At 47.0% G+C, this 15,912-nt stretch carries 16 protein-coding genes and 1 other annotated feature; of the genes, 7 read left to right on the forward strand and 9 right to left on the reverse strand.

The features are described 5' to 3' along the window. Positions 1-5: 5 nt before the first annotated feature. From CGC65_RS02750 to CGC65_RS02765, 4 genes are all read left to right on the forward strand, one after another. The gene (locus CGC65_RS02750) at positions 6-1,115 is read left to right on the forward strand and encodes an AI-2E family transporter (RefSeq protein WP_002566116.1); all 1,110 of its coding nucleotides are present in this window, start codon (positions 6-8) and stop codon (positions 1,113-1,115) included. A gap of 133 nt (positions 1,116-1,248) precedes the next feature. Beyond that, complete coding sequence (locus CGC65_RS02755; protein WP_002566115.1) at positions 1,249-1,485, forward strand: hypothetical protein; 237 nt, start codon at positions 1,249-1,251, stop codon at positions 1,483-1,485. A gap of 146 nt (positions 1,486-1,631) precedes the next feature. Further along, positions 1,632-1,850 (forward strand) — a binding site (T-box leader). An 89-nt stretch (positions 1,851-1,939) separates the two neighbouring features. Beyond that, positions 1,940-3,379, forward strand: a complete 1,440-nt coding sequence (gene proS, locus CGC65_RS02760; protein ID WP_002566114.1) for a proline--tRNA ligase — start codon at positions 1,940-1,942, stop codon at positions 3,377-3,379. Positions 3,380-3,570: 191 nt separating this feature from the next. After that, entirely contained in the window at positions 3,571-4,881 is a 1,311-nt protein-coding gene (locus tag CGC65_RS02765; protein WP_002566113.1) for a CCA tRNA nucleotidyltransferase, read from the forward strand. 110 nt (positions 4,882-4,991) lie between these two features. On the opposite strand, the gene CGC65_RS02770 is transcribed toward CGC65_RS02765, so the two are convergent. Genes CGC65_RS02770 through CGC65_RS02800 form a run of 7 tightly spaced genes read right to left on the reverse strand, consistent with a single transcriptional unit; the run spans position 4,992 to position 10,879 of the window. Then, entirely contained in the window at positions 4,992-5,816 is an 825-nt protein-coding gene (locus CGC65_RS02770; protein WP_002566112.1) for a BtpA/SgcQ family protein, read from the reverse strand. Positions 5,817-5,823: 7 nt separating this feature from the next. Beyond that, positions 5,824-6,333: a MarR family winged helix-turn-helix transcriptional regulator gene (locus tag CGC65_RS02775; RefSeq protein WP_002566111.1), complete on the reverse strand. Its 510-nt coding sequence runs from the start codon at positions 6,331-6,333 to the stop codon at positions 5,824-5,826. A 42-nt stretch (positions 6,334-6,375) separates the two neighbouring features. Further along, positions 6,376-7,299: a ribokinase gene (locus tag CGC65_RS02780; RefSeq protein ID WP_002566110.1), complete on the reverse strand. Its 924-nt coding sequence runs from the start codon at positions 7,297-7,299 to the stop codon at positions 6,376-6,378. Between the two features lie 13 nt (positions 7,300-7,312). Next, the gene (locus CGC65_RS02785; protein ID WP_002566109.1) at positions 7,313-8,044 is read right to left on the reverse strand and encodes an amino acid ABC transporter ATP-binding protein; all 732 of its coding nucleotides are present in this window, start codon (positions 8,042-8,044) and stop codon (positions 7,313-7,315) included. A gap of 11 nt (positions 8,045-8,055) precedes the next feature. Next, positions 8,056-8,760, reverse strand: coding sequence for an amino acid ABC transporter permease (locus CGC65_RS02790; protein WP_002566108.1), 705 nt, complete (start codon positions 8,758-8,760; stop codon positions 8,056-8,058). A 21-nt stretch (positions 8,761-8,781) separates the two neighbouring features. Beyond that, positions 8,782-9,705: a transporter substrate-binding domain-containing protein gene (locus CGC65_RS02795; protein WP_002566107.1), complete on the reverse strand. Its 924-nt coding sequence runs from the start codon at positions 9,703-9,705 to the stop codon at positions 8,782-8,784. 13 nt (positions 9,706-9,718) lie between these two features. Then, positions 9,719-10,879, reverse strand: coding sequence for a MalY/PatB family protein (locus CGC65_RS02800; RefSeq protein ID WP_002566106.1), 1,161 nt, complete (start codon positions 10,877-10,879; stop codon positions 9,719-9,721). A gap of 377 nt (positions 10,880-11,256) precedes the next feature. Between CGC65_RS02800 and CGC65_RS02805 the strand changes: the two genes are divergently transcribed. Both CGC65_RS02805 and CGC65_RS02810 read left to right on the forward strand, forming a co-directional pair. Further along, positions 11,257-11,625: a RidA family protein gene (locus CGC65_RS02805; RefSeq protein WP_002566105.1), complete on the forward strand. Its 369-nt coding sequence runs from the start codon at positions 11,257-11,259 to the stop codon at positions 11,623-11,625. Between the two features lie 104 nt (positions 11,626-11,729). Beyond that, positions 11,730-12,446 carry a SanA/YdcF family protein gene (locus tag CGC65_RS02810; protein WP_002566104.1) on the forward strand — a complete coding sequence of 239 codons (717 nt, stop codon included), beginning with the start codon at positions 11,730-11,732 and terminating at the stop codon, positions 12,444-12,446. A 107-nt stretch (positions 12,447-12,553) separates the two neighbouring features. Here CGC65_RS02810 and CGC65_RS02815 read toward each other — a convergent pair whose 3' ends face one another. Further along, positions 12,554-13,183, reverse strand: a complete 630-nt coding sequence (locus CGC65_RS02815) for a flavin reductase (RefSeq protein WP_002566103.1) — start codon at positions 13,181-13,183, stop codon at positions 12,554-12,556. 273 nt (positions 13,184-13,456) lie between these two features. Here CGC65_RS02815 and CGC65_RS02820 point away from each other — a divergent pair, with 273 nt between their 5' ends. Then, the gene (locus tag CGC65_RS02820) at positions 13,457-14,227 is read left to right on the forward strand and encodes an arginase family protein (protein ID WP_002566102.1); all 771 of its coding nucleotides are present in this window, start codon (positions 13,457-13,459) and stop codon (positions 14,225-14,227) included. A 275-nt stretch (positions 14,228-14,502) separates the two neighbouring features. Here CGC65_RS02820 and CGC65_RS02825 read toward each other — a convergent pair whose 3' ends face one another. Next, the gene (locus CGC65_RS02825) at positions 14,503-15,843 is read right to left on the reverse strand and encodes an IS30 family transposase (RefSeq protein ID WP_002564285.1); all 1,341 of its coding nucleotides are present in this window, start codon (positions 15,841-15,843) and stop codon (positions 14,503-14,505) included. Positions 15,844-15,912 lie beyond the last annotated feature (69 nt).

Consider the following 15,912-nt stretch of genomic DNA (forward strand, 5'->3'; position numbering starts at 1 on the left):
TACAAATGAAGTACGAATCAGAAACAGGTGAGTCCATGGAAAAGCCGGGTAAGAAACTGAAGAAATTATTAATTATAACAGGAACCACGGGAGCGGTGTATGCAGGATTTAAATATCTGCTGCCCCTCGTGGCTCCTTTTTTCGTGGGTTATATCCTGGCCCTTTTGCTGCGGCCGTCGGCCAGGTTCCTGTCCTACCGGATGAGGGTTACGGTAAAGGGAAAACGGTACCATATGCCCATCGGCGTCATAGGCGGCGTGGAGTTTCTGGCTGTGCTGTCCGTACTGGGGACGGTGCTCTACAGAGGCGCCCTGAAATTGTGCGCAGAGGGAAAACTGCTTATGGTGCAGCTTCCGGTTTGGCTGGAACAGTTTGATTTGTGGCTCACAGGAAACTGCCACAGGGTGGAGCATGCCATGGGGCTGAGGCCGGGGTGTGTGGCCGACATGGCCGGGGACATGCTCTATCATATGGTAGATACATGCAAGACAGCTGCCATGCCCTTTCTCATGGCTAACTCCATGTCTGTCATCAGCTGTCTGGCAAAAGCCGCCATCGTAAGCCTGGTGGTGTTCCTGGCCGCCATATTAAGCCTGCAGGAAATGGAGGACCTGCGGGACCGCCGGGACCAGTCCGCCTTCCGCAAGGAATTCAATATGATAGGAAGCCGCCTGGTACAGACAGGAAAGGCCTGGTTCAGAAGCCAGGGAATCATTCTTTTTATTACTACAGGGCTGTGTATCGGGGGAATGTTCCTGATTCGCAATCCTTATTATATCATGGCAGGTATTGGTATCGGTATACTGGATGCACTCCCTATATTTGGAACCGGCACGGTGCTGATACCCTGGGCTGTCTTTCGGCTGGCTGTAGGGGACTGGAAACAGGCACTGGTACTCACAGCCATTTATCTGGTGTGTTATTTTGTGCGTCAGATTCTGGAGGTTCGGATGATGGGCGGACAGGTGGGGCTGTCTCCCCTTGAGACGCTGGCGTCTGTGTATGTGGGATTGGAGTTATTCGGATTTTTTGGATTTATACTGGGGCCGCTGGGTTTGCTGCTGATTGAGGATATGGTGGAGGCGTGGACGAAGGAGGAAGAAACTGAGACATAGGGGAATAGGGATCAGATAGAAACTGGAAATAGGCCATCTATGACGGATTGTATGCCATCTGTGCCAAAAAGGAACAATTAAGGATTGGGAGTGATATAGTTGGCTCATCAAATGAAAGAAAGGAGTCACAATTATGATTCAGGCACAAGCACACATCAATCAGCTTCCCAATGGAGATTTTGAACTGACAGCATGCAGTTATCTCTCCACAACCGGAGCAAACGTAGATTTAATGAGAGGAGCCAGTAGAATAAAGCTTGACATTGCCAATAACTCAACCATGGCAATGGCGGAGGACTTTGTTAGGGAAATGGTGAAAAAATCCCTGGAAGGTCCTGATAAGGGACAGCCCATGCTGATTGAATTTTAGGGTAAGATACTTCCTGTCTCCTAAAGGTAAAAAGGGGGAAAGGTGTTATCCGTCCGCCGCAGAAGCGTTATATGGCGATTCTGTGGTTGACAAAGTCCGGAAACTGACGTAAAATCATTCTTACATAAAGAAATGACCAATTCATAGATATGACATGGAAAGGGAACAGTAAGCGTGATTGCACGTCACAGAGAGAGGGCCGCAGGTGAGAGGTCCTTACGGTTGGCAGATGCTGAACCCACCCTGGAGTCCTGTATGATGAATGCAGCGTATGTCCGGCGTTAACGGATGATGAGAGAACCATAAGGGCGGCTTAAGCCCGAAGGTTAATAAGGGTGGTACCGCCGAGTCATTCGGTCCCTTGTGCACACGGCACAGGGGATTGGATGGCTCTTTTTATTTCATAATGAAAGATATGCAAGGGTCAATGTAAATAACGAAAAGGAGAAGAATCATGGCAGACAACAAGAAAATGGTAGAGGCCATCACATCCATGGATGAGGATTTCGCCCAGTGGTATACGGATGTGGTAAAGAAGGCGGAGCTTTGCGATTATGCCAGCGTCAAGGGATGCATGGTGATTAAGCCGGCCGGCTACGCAATCTGGGAAAACATCCAGAAGGAGATGGACAGAAGGTTTAAGGAGACAGGGGTGCAGAACGTATACATGCCCATCTTTATACCGGAGAGTCTGTTAGAGAAGGAAAAGGACCATGTGGAGGGATTTGCGCCTGAGGTGGCATGGGTGACCCACGGAGGACTGGAGGAACTTCAGGAGCGTATGTGCGTAAGGCCTACCTCTGAGACCCTGTTCTGTGATTTTTACGCAAAGGATATCCATTCCTACCGCGACCTTCCCAGAGTCTATAACCAGTGGTGTTCTGTTGTGCGCTGGGAAAAGACCACACGTCCGTTTTTACGCTCCAGGGAATTCCTGTGGCAGGAGGGCCACACGGCCCATGCGTCAGCCGAGGAGGCCGAGGCCAGAACAATCCAGATGCTGAACCTGTATGCCGACTTCTGTGAGGAGGTGCTGGCTATTCCTGTCATCAAGGGACAGAAAACCGATAAGGAGAAGTTTGCCGGAGCAGAGGCAACCTACACCATAGAATCCCTGATGCACGACGGAAAAGCCCTGCAGTCAGGTACCAGCCATAACTTTGGCGATGGATTTGCAAAGGCATTTGACATCCAGTTCACGGACAAGGATAATACATTAAAGTATGTACACCAGACATCCTGGGGTGTGAGCACCCGTATCATCGGCGCCATCATCATGGTGCACGGCGATGACAACGGTCTGGTGCTGCCTCCGAGAATTGCGCCGGTCCAGATTATGGTGGTGCCGGTACAGCAGCAGAAGGAAGGCGTGCTGGATAAGGCATATGAGCTGAAGGAGCGCCTTACAAAGGCAGGATACGCTGTAAAGGTGGATGATACGGACAAGAGCCCGGGCTGGAAGTTCGCTGACTGCGAGATGCGCGGCGTGCCCCTTCGCGTGGAGATAGGGCCAAAGGATATAGAGAAGAACCAGGCTGTGCTGGTGCGCAGGGATAACCATGAGAAGAGCTTTGTATCCCTGGATGAGCTGGAGGCAAGAGCAGGTGAAATGCTGGATACCATCCATGACGCCATGCTGGAGAAGGCAAGGAAGCACAGGGATGCCCACACTTACACAGCTGCAGGCTGGGATGAATTCGTGGATACTGTCAACAACAAGCCCGGCTTTGTAAAAGCCATGTGGTGCGGCTGCCTGGAGTGTGAGGAGAAAATCAAGGAGGTGGCCGGAGCCACATCCAGATGCATACCCTTTGAGCAGGAGAAATTGTCCGATCAATGTGTTTGCTGCGGGAAACCGGCGAAGAAGATGGTTTATTGGGGCAAGGCGTACTAAAGATGTGTATAGAAACGGCAGATGCGGGACTGGACCTGTATCTGCCGTTTTTTATATACGAAGAATATATGGTTAATATGGTTATAATACGCGGTTAAAAATATTTCTGGAAAAGCACAGGAAAAACTGATAAAATAAGACCGTGGCAATGTCAATCATTAAACGGATATAGTATGAGGAAGCAGACAGACATGGAAATCAGAATCCCGGCTCCCGCAGAGGAGATTATTAATAAACTGAATGAACACGGATACGAGGCATACGTGGTAGGCGGATGCGTCAGGGATATGCTTTTGGGCAGGGAGCCGGGGGACTGGGATATTACCACCAGCGCTCTGCCGGAGCAGGTAAAGGAGGTATTCCGGCGCACTGTGGATACCGGCATACAGCACGGCACCGTGACTGTGATGATGGGGAAGGAAGGGTATGAAGTAACTACTTACCGCATTGACGGAGAGTACTCTGACGGACGCCATCCCAACAGCGTGGAGTTCACTCCGGATTTGGTGGAGGATTTAAAACGCCGGGATTTTACCATCAATGCAATGGCTTATAACAGTCATACGGGATTTGTGGATAAATTCGGAGGTGTGGAGGATTTGGAGAAGGGCATCATCCGGTGCGTGGGGGAACCCATGGACCGCTTTACGGAGGATGCTCTCAGAATCCTCCGGGCTATCCGTTTTTCGGCCCAATTGGGATTCTCCATAGAGGAGCGCACCTATGAGGCTATTAAGGTAATTGCGCCTAACATGGTCCATGTGAGTAAGGAACGGATTCAGGTGGAGCTGACCAAGCTTCTTCTGAGTTCCCATCCGGATTATATCTCGCTGGTGTATGAGACGGGTATCAGTCCCTTTGTGTCAGAGAAATTTCACGGGGCTTATGCCGCGGATTCAGGGGACTGGGCTGTGCCGTCTATTCCGGCCGGAGTTCCGGCTGTAAAGCATATGCGCTGGGCCGCCTTTTTGCGGGAGTGCAGCGCTTCCCAGGCAGCGGGCATACTTAAGGATTTAAAGCTGGACAACGATACCTCCTACAGGGTAAGAACCCTGGTGGAGTGGCAGGGCAAAAAGGTTGGAGCTGAGGATGGGGAGAAAGACTGCTTAAAGCATGGCAAGGAGGAAGGCATGAAGGAAATCGCAAAGCAGCCGGAGCCCTCCAGGGCATCCATCCGCCGTGCCATGAGCCAGATGGAGCCGGAACTGTTTGATGATTTGCTCACGCTTAAGATGTGTCTATCTGAGGATGCATCCGATGACAGGGAATCCCAGTGGCTGTGTCAGGTCAGGGACCTGACAGAGGAAATCCGCAGTAACAGGGACTGCATCAGCCTGAAGACCCTGGCTGTCTCGGGACATGACATTATGGGAGCAGGGGTGAAGCCGGGCAGGGAAGTGGGCAATACGCTGGCCAGGCTTTTAGATATGGTATTGGAGGAACCTCAGAGGAATACCAAGGAGTATTTGCTTGCCCATCTGGGGCAGAGTGCTGAAAAATAGGCAGGATAAGAAGTAATAGAACGGGAACCAAGTAAGAAATATAGAAAGTGAGGGATGCTGCGTGCAGCTCCCTCCTTTTTTCATTGCGTATTTGACGTATCATGCCCCTTTTACGCTTGTCTCAAGGCGATTACCTTATCCATGAATTCCTTTGTCCTGTCATAGCTCACAGGATTTTTCCAATTATTTCCTTCCTTAAACCAGCTGCCGATAATGGCGCCGTCCGCTGCTGTCAGTAGTTCGTTTACATTGCTGCTGTTAAGGCCGCTGCCTATAAGTATGGGAAGCGAAGTGGATTTTTTGCATTTAGATATGTTTTCCACAGATGGAGGGGTACCTGTATCAAAACCTGTGACAATGACCGCGTCACCGTCCTGGGATTCGATATCCATGGCCTGTTCCGCTACGCTGCGGTCGTGGATAATGTAATGGCTCCCATGTTTGACATTCACATCACACAAGGCCAAAATCTGGTCAGCCTTCAGGCGGCTCCTCATACGGGATACATTGGCTCCCATGGCATTGATAAAACCGGATTGGGATACAAATGCATTACACCATTCGAATACACGTATCCAGCTTGCTCCGGCGGCTACCGCGCAGGCCATGGCACAGTCGGCGCCGTTCATATGGCATTCAGCTCCCACCGGGATGGAGACTTTATTGCGGACTGCATGGATTCCCACTGCCAGGGCAGCGGCGGTTTCATATCCGATATCCTCGCTGCGGAGATAGGGGATATCCCACATATTCTCCACCTGGACTCCGTCCACGCCGGCCTGCTCCAGCATGGCAGCCTCCTCCAGCGCAATGGAAATTATCTTATCCATTCCCATGTTTACCGGGTCATATTTGGGGGAACCGGGAAGCGGTCTTAAATGTACCATGCCGATAATTGGTTTATCCACCTTAAAAACATCTTTTAATTTACCCATAATTATATTACCTTTCGTTGATACAGGAAATATCTGCCTTAAAATAATTGTAGCTTCTCTCCACATCAAGTCCGATGAGTTCGTTCATTCTCTTTTGTATTTTTATGTACAGCTGTAATTCCTCATCTGTGAAATGATATAGCTCTTTCGAGTTGTGCTCATAAGACATACGGTCAAAATTTTCATGATGGTCGTAGATAATGAGACCTTCCTCCGTTAGATGAAGTTTATATTCCCTGTTGTTTTTCTGATTGCGGGTCTGCTTGACCCAGTTTTTCCCAACTAACTTTTTTACCATCTGGGAACAGGCGCTTTTTGTTTTTTTTAACAGTTTGGACGCCTCTGTCACGGTAATGCCGTCATTCTGGCCTATACATTGAATCAGATGGGCCTCTGACTGGTACAGGACGGCATTTCCATAGTCATGGGGGAGACTGTCATACTCGTTCATTAGCTGATTTGTCAGTTTCAATTCTGTCATCATATCACAATATATTAAATATCTCCTATTATCCATGCTCTCTCTCCCTTTGGCTTGTAAAAATAATATATAGTTTTATTATAATACATTTTCCTCAAAAGGAATAGAGATTTGCGCCCCCCTGTGCTGCACGCAGTATGCAGCGGCGCGGTTGGCATAGTCGATAGACTCCTGAAATGAATATCCCTGTGACAGCTTTGCTGCCATACTGCCAATGAATGTATCACCTGCCGCGGTGGTATCAACGGCATTGACCCGGAGACCCTTCACAGAAGTGGCTTTGCCTTTGTATTCATAGATAACACCACGGCTGCCCAGGGAAATCACAGGCATTCTTATCCCCTTATCTTTGAGGACATGTATGGCCTGTACTGCATCTTCTTCTGTTTCCACCCTGATACCGGTCAGCATTTCTGTCTCTACTTCATTGGGTTTTAATATATCTATACGACCGGCAATTTCAGGCGTGAGCTTAGAGTAGTCTTTGGAGGACGGATCTACAATTAAAATGCAGTTATTCTGCCGGGCCATAAGGGAGATTTCATCCAGTAATTGGCTGCTGTGTTCCAGGGTAGTCATAACTATACTGCGGTCTGTAAACAGATGGGCGTAGGACTGTACATCCTGGGAGGTTACTCTGGCATTGACACCAAGGGAACAGACACATTTATTATGTCCCTCCATATCCACCCATACGAAAGCCACACCTGTTTTGGAATCCGTATCAACCATAAGCTGGCTGGTATCTATATGGTCTTTTTGAAAACTGTGAATCAGCTGGTGGGCATAATCGTCATCCGCAATTCTTCCAATCAGAGTCACGCTGCCCCCGGACCTGGCAGCGGCAACCGACTGGTTGCCGCCTTTTCCTCCCGGATTTACATTATAATCCTCATAGGTATAGACAGTTTCGCCCATTGCCGGAATTTTATCGCAGCGTATGGAGATGTCCATAATAAGCGAGCCAAAGCAGATGATATTCTTTGAAGTTTTACGGTTCATCTTGAATGCCTCCCTAATCCAAATAGCTTAAAAACTGTGTGATTCTGTCATTATGCAGGTTTACCAGCTCGTCATAACTTCCTTTTGCCAGGATTTCTCCTTTTTCCACGAATACGACTTCTTCGCTGACTTCTCTGGCAAAGGACATATTATGTGTCACGACAATGATGGTATAATCCTCCCGTGACAGTTCCTTAATCAGGCTCAGAACGCCGGCTCCCAGTTCTGGGTCAAGAGCGCTTGTGGGTTCGTCAAACAAAAGGATTTCCGGCTTCATAGCTAAGGCCCTTGCAATGGCAATTCTCTGCTGCTGGCCTCCGGAAAGCTGGTGGGGATAACTGTCTTTTTTATCTTCCAGACCTACCCGTTTTAAAAGCTCAATGGCATCCCGGCAGGCCTCGGCCTTGCTTTTTTTCAACACAGTCACAGGTCCTTCCATGATGTTTTCAAGGGCGGTTTTGTGCGGAAAGAGATTGAAGCTCTGGAAAACCATGCCTGTTTTCTTGGTAAAGGCGGCTTTCTGATGTTTGGGAAGTTTTTTGGAAAAATCCAACGCTTTTCCATCCAGGCTTATGGTTCCTGAATCCGGTGTTTCCAGAAGATTGATGCATCGAAGCAATGTGGATTTTCCTGAGCCGGAGGAACCTATGATAGCCATGGTCTTGTGCGATTCGATTTCCAGGCTGATGTCCTTCAGTACATGATTTTCTCCAAAATATTTGTTTAAATGTTTAATCTGCAGCATATGGCACCTCCCTAGGCCTGCGTATCCGTAATTTCTTTGATTCTTTTCTTATCCGTAGGAGTCAGCATAAGTTTATTTTCTATCCGGTTCTGTACATAATTCAGGACCGTACAAAATATAAGATAAATAAATCCGACCTCGATGTACATGAGAAGAGGTTCATAATTCCTGGCAGTTATCCTCTGGGTAGTCAGAAACATCTCCGGAATGGTTATGTTGGCTGCGAGAGATGTGTCCTTAACTAGGGCGATAAAGCTGTTAAAGAGAGGCGGCACAGATATCTTAAAAGCCTGGGGAAGTATGATTCTTAAAAGCTGCTGGGGATAGCTCATTCCCAGTGACATGGCGGCTTCCCACTGTCCTTTGGGTATGGACAGGATGGCAGCTCTGATTATTTCTGAACTGTAGGCACCGATGCTTAAGGTAAAAACCAATATTCCTGAAGGCATTGGATTAATGACAACACCTACTTTGGGAAGACCGAAGAATACAAGGAACAACTGCACAAGCAGAGGGGTACCGCGTATAATCCAGACATATAACTCACAGATTTTGTTTAAAACCGGCACCTTGGATATGCGGATGATGGCTACGAATACAGCTAACGTTGTTCCAAGGGCGAATGAAATCAATGTCAGAGGTATCGTAAAAGAGATTCCCGCTTTTAAAATAGGCCAAAATGATGAGGTTAATATTTCGATTGAACGTGCATCCATTTCATTCACCCTCCTGATATGCTACTGCTGGATTTCTTCCAGGGTAAGTTCTTTTGAGAAGTCTTTACCTAAATATTTGTTGGAAAGTTCGGTAAGTGTCCCGTCTGCCTGAAGTTCCGCGATTGCTTTGTTGACGGCCTCCACAAGATCATCGTTTCCCTTGGGAATCGGTACAGCCACTGTGTCAGCCTGCTCCTGAACAGCGGCAATCTTGATTGGAGTATCGGGTTTCTGTGTCAGGAAGTCGTTAAATGCTATGGTGTTGTTGATGACACAGTCAGTCCTTCCTGCCAGTAATAATTCGATGTCCTTGCTGAAGGTATCGGAGGCAGTGATGTCCATGTTATACTTTTCTGCAATCAACGCATAGTTGCTGGATACGTTTAGTGAGGTCTTTTTCCCGTTGGCACTGTCCCAATCCGTGATGTCATTGTTGTCTGTTTTGGTAATGAGCGCAATGTAACTGTAGAGGTAAGGGTCGGAAAAATCATATTTTTCTTTCCTCTCGTCTGTTACACCTACCTGGTTCAGTACCAAATCAACCGTTCCTGTGTCCAATGAGGTGAGAAGGCCTTCCCAGGTGATTTCGGAGAATTCGGTTTTAACCCCCATTTTTTCGCCGATGGCCCTGGCTACCTCTACGTCATATCCGCACAGCTCATTGTTGTCGTCGTGATACGTAAACGGCTTATAGGTGCCTTCTGTACCTACCTTTAAGACACCGCTTTCAAGGATTTTTTCATACCGCGTTTTTTCAGCGGAAGCAGCGGCAGTCTCTTCTGACTTTGGTTCTTCTTTTGCCTCCTCCTTTTTGTCCCCACCCTTTGACTCTGCGGCAGTGTCTGCTGCGGGTTGTGTCTGTGCGGGCTTCTGCCCTCCGCATGCTGCCAGGGAAGCGGTCATGGCAAATAACGCGGCTGTCAGGATTAGATTTCTTTTTTTCATGGATTAGTCCTCCTTAGTTAAATATATGGTTTATTTTGTTTAATAAAGTATCAATGGTGGAATGAGGTACTGCTGCATTCAGACGTATGAACCCGGCTCCATTTTCCACGAACTGGTTCCCGCCTTCAATTATCAATCCGTTTTCAATGAAGCGGTTTTCGATCTCACTATGGTTTGAGCCCAGGCTATCAATGTTAATCCAGGCGAGATAGGTGGCCTCCGGAGTTTGGAAATCAATTACAGGAAGGTTGGCTTTAAAAAACGTCTCCATATGGCGGAAGGTTTCCGTCAGGTATTGATTCAGCTCATCCAGCCACGGCTCCCCTTCCTCGTAGGCTGCGGTGGCAGCTGCCACAGAAATGGGGTTAGGCAGGTAGTGATAAAGGCTGTTCCAACGTTCACGGATATCTGGGTCTGGTATAATGATGTTGGCCAGGTGGTTTCCTGCCAGGTTAAAGGTTTTGCTGGGGGCAGTGCATGTAATGAGGCGTTTTGTATCCGGATACAGGCTGGCTATAGGGGTATGGCAGATGCCTGGGCGGAGTATGTCATTGTGTATCTCGTCGCAGATGATGAACAGGCCATGCTTTTGGCAGATGTCCACAATATGCCTCAGCTCATCCTGACTCCAGACACGCCCGGTAGGATTATGGGGACTGCATAGTATGAGAACTTTATTGTTTTCGTCCTCAGCTTTCTGTTCCAGGTCCTCAAAATCAATGGTAAACCGGCCATGGCTGTAACAGAGTCTGGAATATACGGGAATCATGCCTGTATTCCTGATGGAATTAAAAAATGGTTTATAGGCCGGGGTATGTATGATGACGCCGTCTCCGGGCCTGGCAATCAGCGACAGGGCATGAGACAGAGCGGGCACCACGCCTGAATCCACCACGATTTCATCCGGTGTAATGCGCCAGCGGTGACGTTTTTCCATCCAGCGGCAAACCGCCTTATAATAGGATGCATCATAGATATCCGTATAACCAAAGATGCCTTCTTCCACCCGTCTGTGCATGGCGGCTATGATTTCCGGTGCTGTCTTAAAGTCCATATCGGCAATCCAGAGAGGAATGCTGTTATCAGGGGCTTTGGGGGCAAATTTTTTTAAACCATCGTATTTTTCGCTGTCTGTGTGCCATCTGTTGATGACTGTGTCAAAATCGTATAACATAATAGTCCTCTTTTTAAATTAAGCATATTTACTGTTAAGTAGATTAACTGTTAACTAGATTAATTATAAACACATCATACAAAATAAATCAATACTTAAATTATTTTTCGTATATGATATACAAAACATAAGCTTGCAACTGTGCATTGTGCTGAAAACAGTGTACTGTTTCTTGAAGAAACTCCATCACAGGCTTGATTTGGGAAAAAACAGTATTGCAAAAAATACAAAGAAGAATTCCAGCCTTACCTTGCAACATTTCCAATAATCCGATATAATAACTTTGGGGTTCGCGCATGTCGCGTGAGAATGAAAATCAATATAATGGGGAATACATATTGTACGGGCATTTCCCCTAAGAACAAGGAGGATTTAAAATGAACGTAATCAGCACAGAAAAGGCACCAGGCGCAATCGGACCATACTCCCAGGGATTTGAGGTTAATGGAGTTATCTACACATCTGGTCAGATACCGGTAAATCCGGCAGACGGCAGCGTTGCAGAGGACATTGCAGGACAGGCTGAGCAGAGCTGCAAGAACGTTGGCGCCATCCTGGAAGCAGCAGGCAGCGGCTTTGACAAGGTATTTAAGACCACCTGCTTCCTGGCAGATATGGGCGATTTTGCAACATTTAACGAAGTATATGCTAAGTATTTCACATCCAAACCAGCCAGGAGCTGTGTGGCAGTTAAGACCCTTCCAAAGGGCGTTCTGTGTGAAATCGAGGCAATTGCTGTTAAATAAGGATTGACCTGACATACGCATTAAAAGCCGCAAATCTCTGCATTTTGCCGGGAAGAGCGGCTTTTTTGACCCCGTCGGCGCTCCGTAAGAGAAGGAAGAGTGGAATGGATAAAAAAGCGATTCTGAAAAAAGCGGTTAAGATACTTCTGGTATTGGGACTGGCAGGATGCCTGTTCCTGTTCCTGATAAATCTGTACATGATCAGGAAAGAAAAGCCGAATATCATCAGTTCAGATGATGCGGCAGCTCTTGGAGATGTGGACTGTATCATGGTTCTGGGCTGCAGTGTCAGGCCGGACGGTACGCCTTCCGGCATGCTTCGGGACAGGCTGGACAAGGGAATAGAGCTGTATGAGGACGGTGTGTCCGACCGCCTTCTCATGAGCGGGGACCATGGGCGCAAGAACTATGACGAGGTAAACCGGATGAAGCAGTATGCCATTGATGAGGGCATTCCTTCCGGGGATATTTTTATGGACCACGCGGGCTTCTCCACCTATGAGAGCATGTACCGGGCCAGGGATATTTTCCAGGTGAAGAAGATTATTATAGTTACGCAGCGCTATCACATGTACCGGGCTCTTTATGTGGCGCAGGCCATGGGGATGGAGGCATACGGCGTAGAGTCAGATCCCAGGCAGTACGGCGGCCAGAAAATGAGGGATTTAAGAGAACTGCTGGCCAGGCCCAAGGATTTGATTTATACCATTGTAATGCCTAAGCCCACCTATCTGGGAGATGCCATACCGGTCAGCGGGGACGGCAATGTTACCAATGATAAAGAAGAAAACCGGGCCAGGAATAAATCCGATCAGAAGTAGGATATATCCCAAGGACATAAAAATACCCCTGAAAACAGCTTATGGGTATGAATCAGCTGTTTTCAGGGGTATTTTGCAATGGTTCAGATAATGGAACAATAAGGGGGCTACAGTTTTACAAAATAGCTGGCATCTTTGCCGCAGACCGGACAGATAAAGTCAGGCGGCAATGTCTCGGACTCCAGAATATATCCGCAAACAGAACAGCGCCATCCCGTAACCTCTTTTGTGTCTGCCTGATAGGAAGGAGCCTTTGGCGGAGTGGTCCCGTTTTTCTTCAGATGGTAATTGGAATAGGTGAGCGCCGGTGTCTGGGAATCCAGGACTTCTGCTTCCACTACCTCGCCCACTATAATCATATGGGAGCCCACATCCATGGAGGATACAACACGGCAGGTGAAACGGGCACAGACACCTTCTGTGGGATATGGATTATTCAGGCTGTCCCGTCCCTGTGGAATGCCGTCATATTTCTTTACATCCTTGCCGCACTGAAAGCCGAAACGTCTAATCAGGTCCATTTCCACATCGTCGGAAAGTACCGCTGCGGAAAAGGTGCCGGATGTCTCTATCAGCTTCAGCGTATAGTTTTCCTTGTTGAGAGCAATGGATAACCTGGCGGGAGAAGATGTGACCTGGGTCAGTGTGTTGATGACACAGCCGCCTTCCTTGTTGTCTGCGCTGGTGGAAATAATGTAAACACCGTAACTTAATTTAAAAAATGCTTTTGAATCCATAAAATGTACCCCTCCTGTGTTTCTTTTGCCTTTTCGGCTATAGTTTGATTTTACCACGTATAATTGATAATATGTAAGATATTTGTATTGTATCATATAAATTCCATAAAATCAATAATAATTACTATTATTATAAAAATATTATTTTCAGACGGTTTCTTATTTGGGGCTATTCTGATACAATCATTGTGGAAGAGTCTTTGAGGAAGTGTTTTTGGGAAGAATTCTAAAGCATATATAAAAGCATGAAGAAAGGACAGGCCGCGAATCGGTATGCTTAATAATAAAAAGCTTAAGAATAACAATATTGTCATCATGAATTTTACGGGCGTATATGAAAACCAGGAATTTTACCAGGATTTGGGCGCTGTATGGCTGGAGCTTGGAGATATACAAGGCACTAATTGTTACTGTGATGAGGAGGCAGAGGCAGCCATCAAGGAGAGAATCAGCCTTATGGAACCCTCCGGAATCCACTTCCTGGATTCCGGAAATTACCATTATGTGAGCAAAATATGGCTGGATAAGATAGAGGAGGAATTTGAGCTTCTGGTGTTTGACCATCATACGGACATGCAGATGCCCATGTTTGGGAATATCCTGTCCTGCGGCGGTTGGATTCAGGCTGCTTTGGATACAAATACGCGTCTGAAACGGGTTTATCTGGCAGGGCCGCCCTCCATGGAAGCAGAGGCTGACAGGGAACGGGTAGTTGGTATCAATGAAGAGGAGCTGAAGACGCCAGGGTGTATCAGCCGCCATTTGAAGAACTCCGGGCTGCCTCTCTATATATCCCTGGATAAGGATATCCTGACCCGCTCCTGTGCAATCACCAATTGGGACCAGGGAGAGGCGCAGCTGGAGGACGTGTTGGCCTGCATAAAGGAGGCGGCATCCTGCCGCAGTATAATAGGTGTAGATGTATGTGGGGAGAATCCGGATGACCAGGAACAGGAGGGAAATAGGGCCAGCCAAACGAATCAGAATACGAATAGGAAAATTATTTGTAAATTACTGGAAATATGCGATGTACTGTGTCCATGACAGCAGGAAAATTTTGAAGGAATACGGTTGCAGGAATAAAGGTAAAATTACAGAGTGAATTCGTGATTTCTACAAAACATTGATTTTGCAGCACCTAATTCGCTTCATTTCGGTTTACGAGTGACAAAAATAGAGTTACAATGACCTTACAGGGGCCTGTTTTCATGTGTGCAAGCATGGCAAACAGGCATCTGGGTAAGTGTGCAAGACTAAATTCCACATGCCAAATTTTTGTAGGATTAAATTCGGCAGTGGATTCCGTCTTGATTCTAATTCTATTTTTTAAGTAACGATGGTTTTAAGTGGACTTGGTCGCCAGGTATTTCCTGGAGACATAAAAGTCTGTGTAACCTGTTATTTAAAAGCATCTTAGACAGCCTGAATGGAGTGCAGCCGTTCAGGCTGTCTCTGGCTTCACTGTTGATATGATTCATAAGTACGCAGGCATCTCTCTGCTTATAGTGATCCAGACTCTGGCTTTTGGGAATCACATATCGGATGTATTCATGATTTTTCTCGATACGTCCTTTTTGCCAGGAAGAGTTCGGATTGCAGTAAAAGATTTTGGTGCGAATTTCACCATTTTTATCACACTCCAATCGTTCTGGAAATTGAAATTCCACACCATTATCAGTCAAGATTACAGGGAACAGTTCCTGAAAAACCTTAATACCGAGTTTTTCTGTCAAATAGTCGAAAACTTTTATGACCTGGTCCTGTGATTTCTCTTGCAGCACAAAAATAAGCATAAGGGAACAGTTCCGGAAAAAGATGGTAAGGAAAGCCTGCGTGCTGTTATCCCGGCCGCCTTCTACGGTATCAAGTTCGACAACTGGAATATCAGGATTTTCCTGAATGAATTTTTGAAAATCCTCGTAGGTTCGTCCTATACGGAATTCTTTTGCAGCCAGGCTGACCCTTGTACCAGTTTTTCTTGGCTTGCATTTGTAACGTACCTTGCGGCGTAAATCGATGTTTTTAGCAGTAAAAACACCCTGATCGATATAATTGTAGAGCGTCTTTCTGGAACAAGGAATCTCGTGTCCGTGAAAGGCATAAATGTGCGCCAGTGACTGTCCCTGGGCAAGCAATGGTGAGATAAGCGTATCAAGCATTGCGATATCGGCAGGAGCCTGGTTAATCCCCTGCCTGCATGATACAAGCAGCTCCTGAGAGGATTGATCTGCATTCTGGGCAATGTAGTAGGCTTTTTCCTTATTGCAGGTCCGCTGCCTTGCGCAGTGATTGCACACAAAAGGTGCTTTAGATATAGAGGCACATTGAGGCTCCCGGTATTCAGAACACAGATAGCTGCATTTTGAAACCTGCAGCTTTATATCATAGCAGCTCTTACACATCTTTACACAGTCTTTTTTATCGCAAAGGAAACGCAGGGTGCACTCTTTGAAGAGGGCACACCTGGCCGGCTTCTTCGGGTCTTTCTCGCGGGGCTGAAGCGTCCGGTATTTTTTAACTTCCTTTGCAATGGTGCTGGGATGCTTATCTAGTTTTCTTGCAATAGCAGCAAAGGACAAACCGTCATTTAATCCTTTTTCGATGTGAATGCGCTGGCTGGTTGAAAGGTGCTTGTGATCATATTCTTTTTTCTTAGGCATAATAATCCTCCTAATGGAGGAATCCACTTACCAAGAGAATCATATCACATTCTGTGTAAGACTGAAATC

The organism is Enterocloster bolteae (assembly GCF_002234575.2).
GTDB classification, from domain to species: Bacteria; Bacillota; Clostridia; order Lachnospirales; family Lachnospiraceae; genus Enterocloster; species Enterocloster bolteae.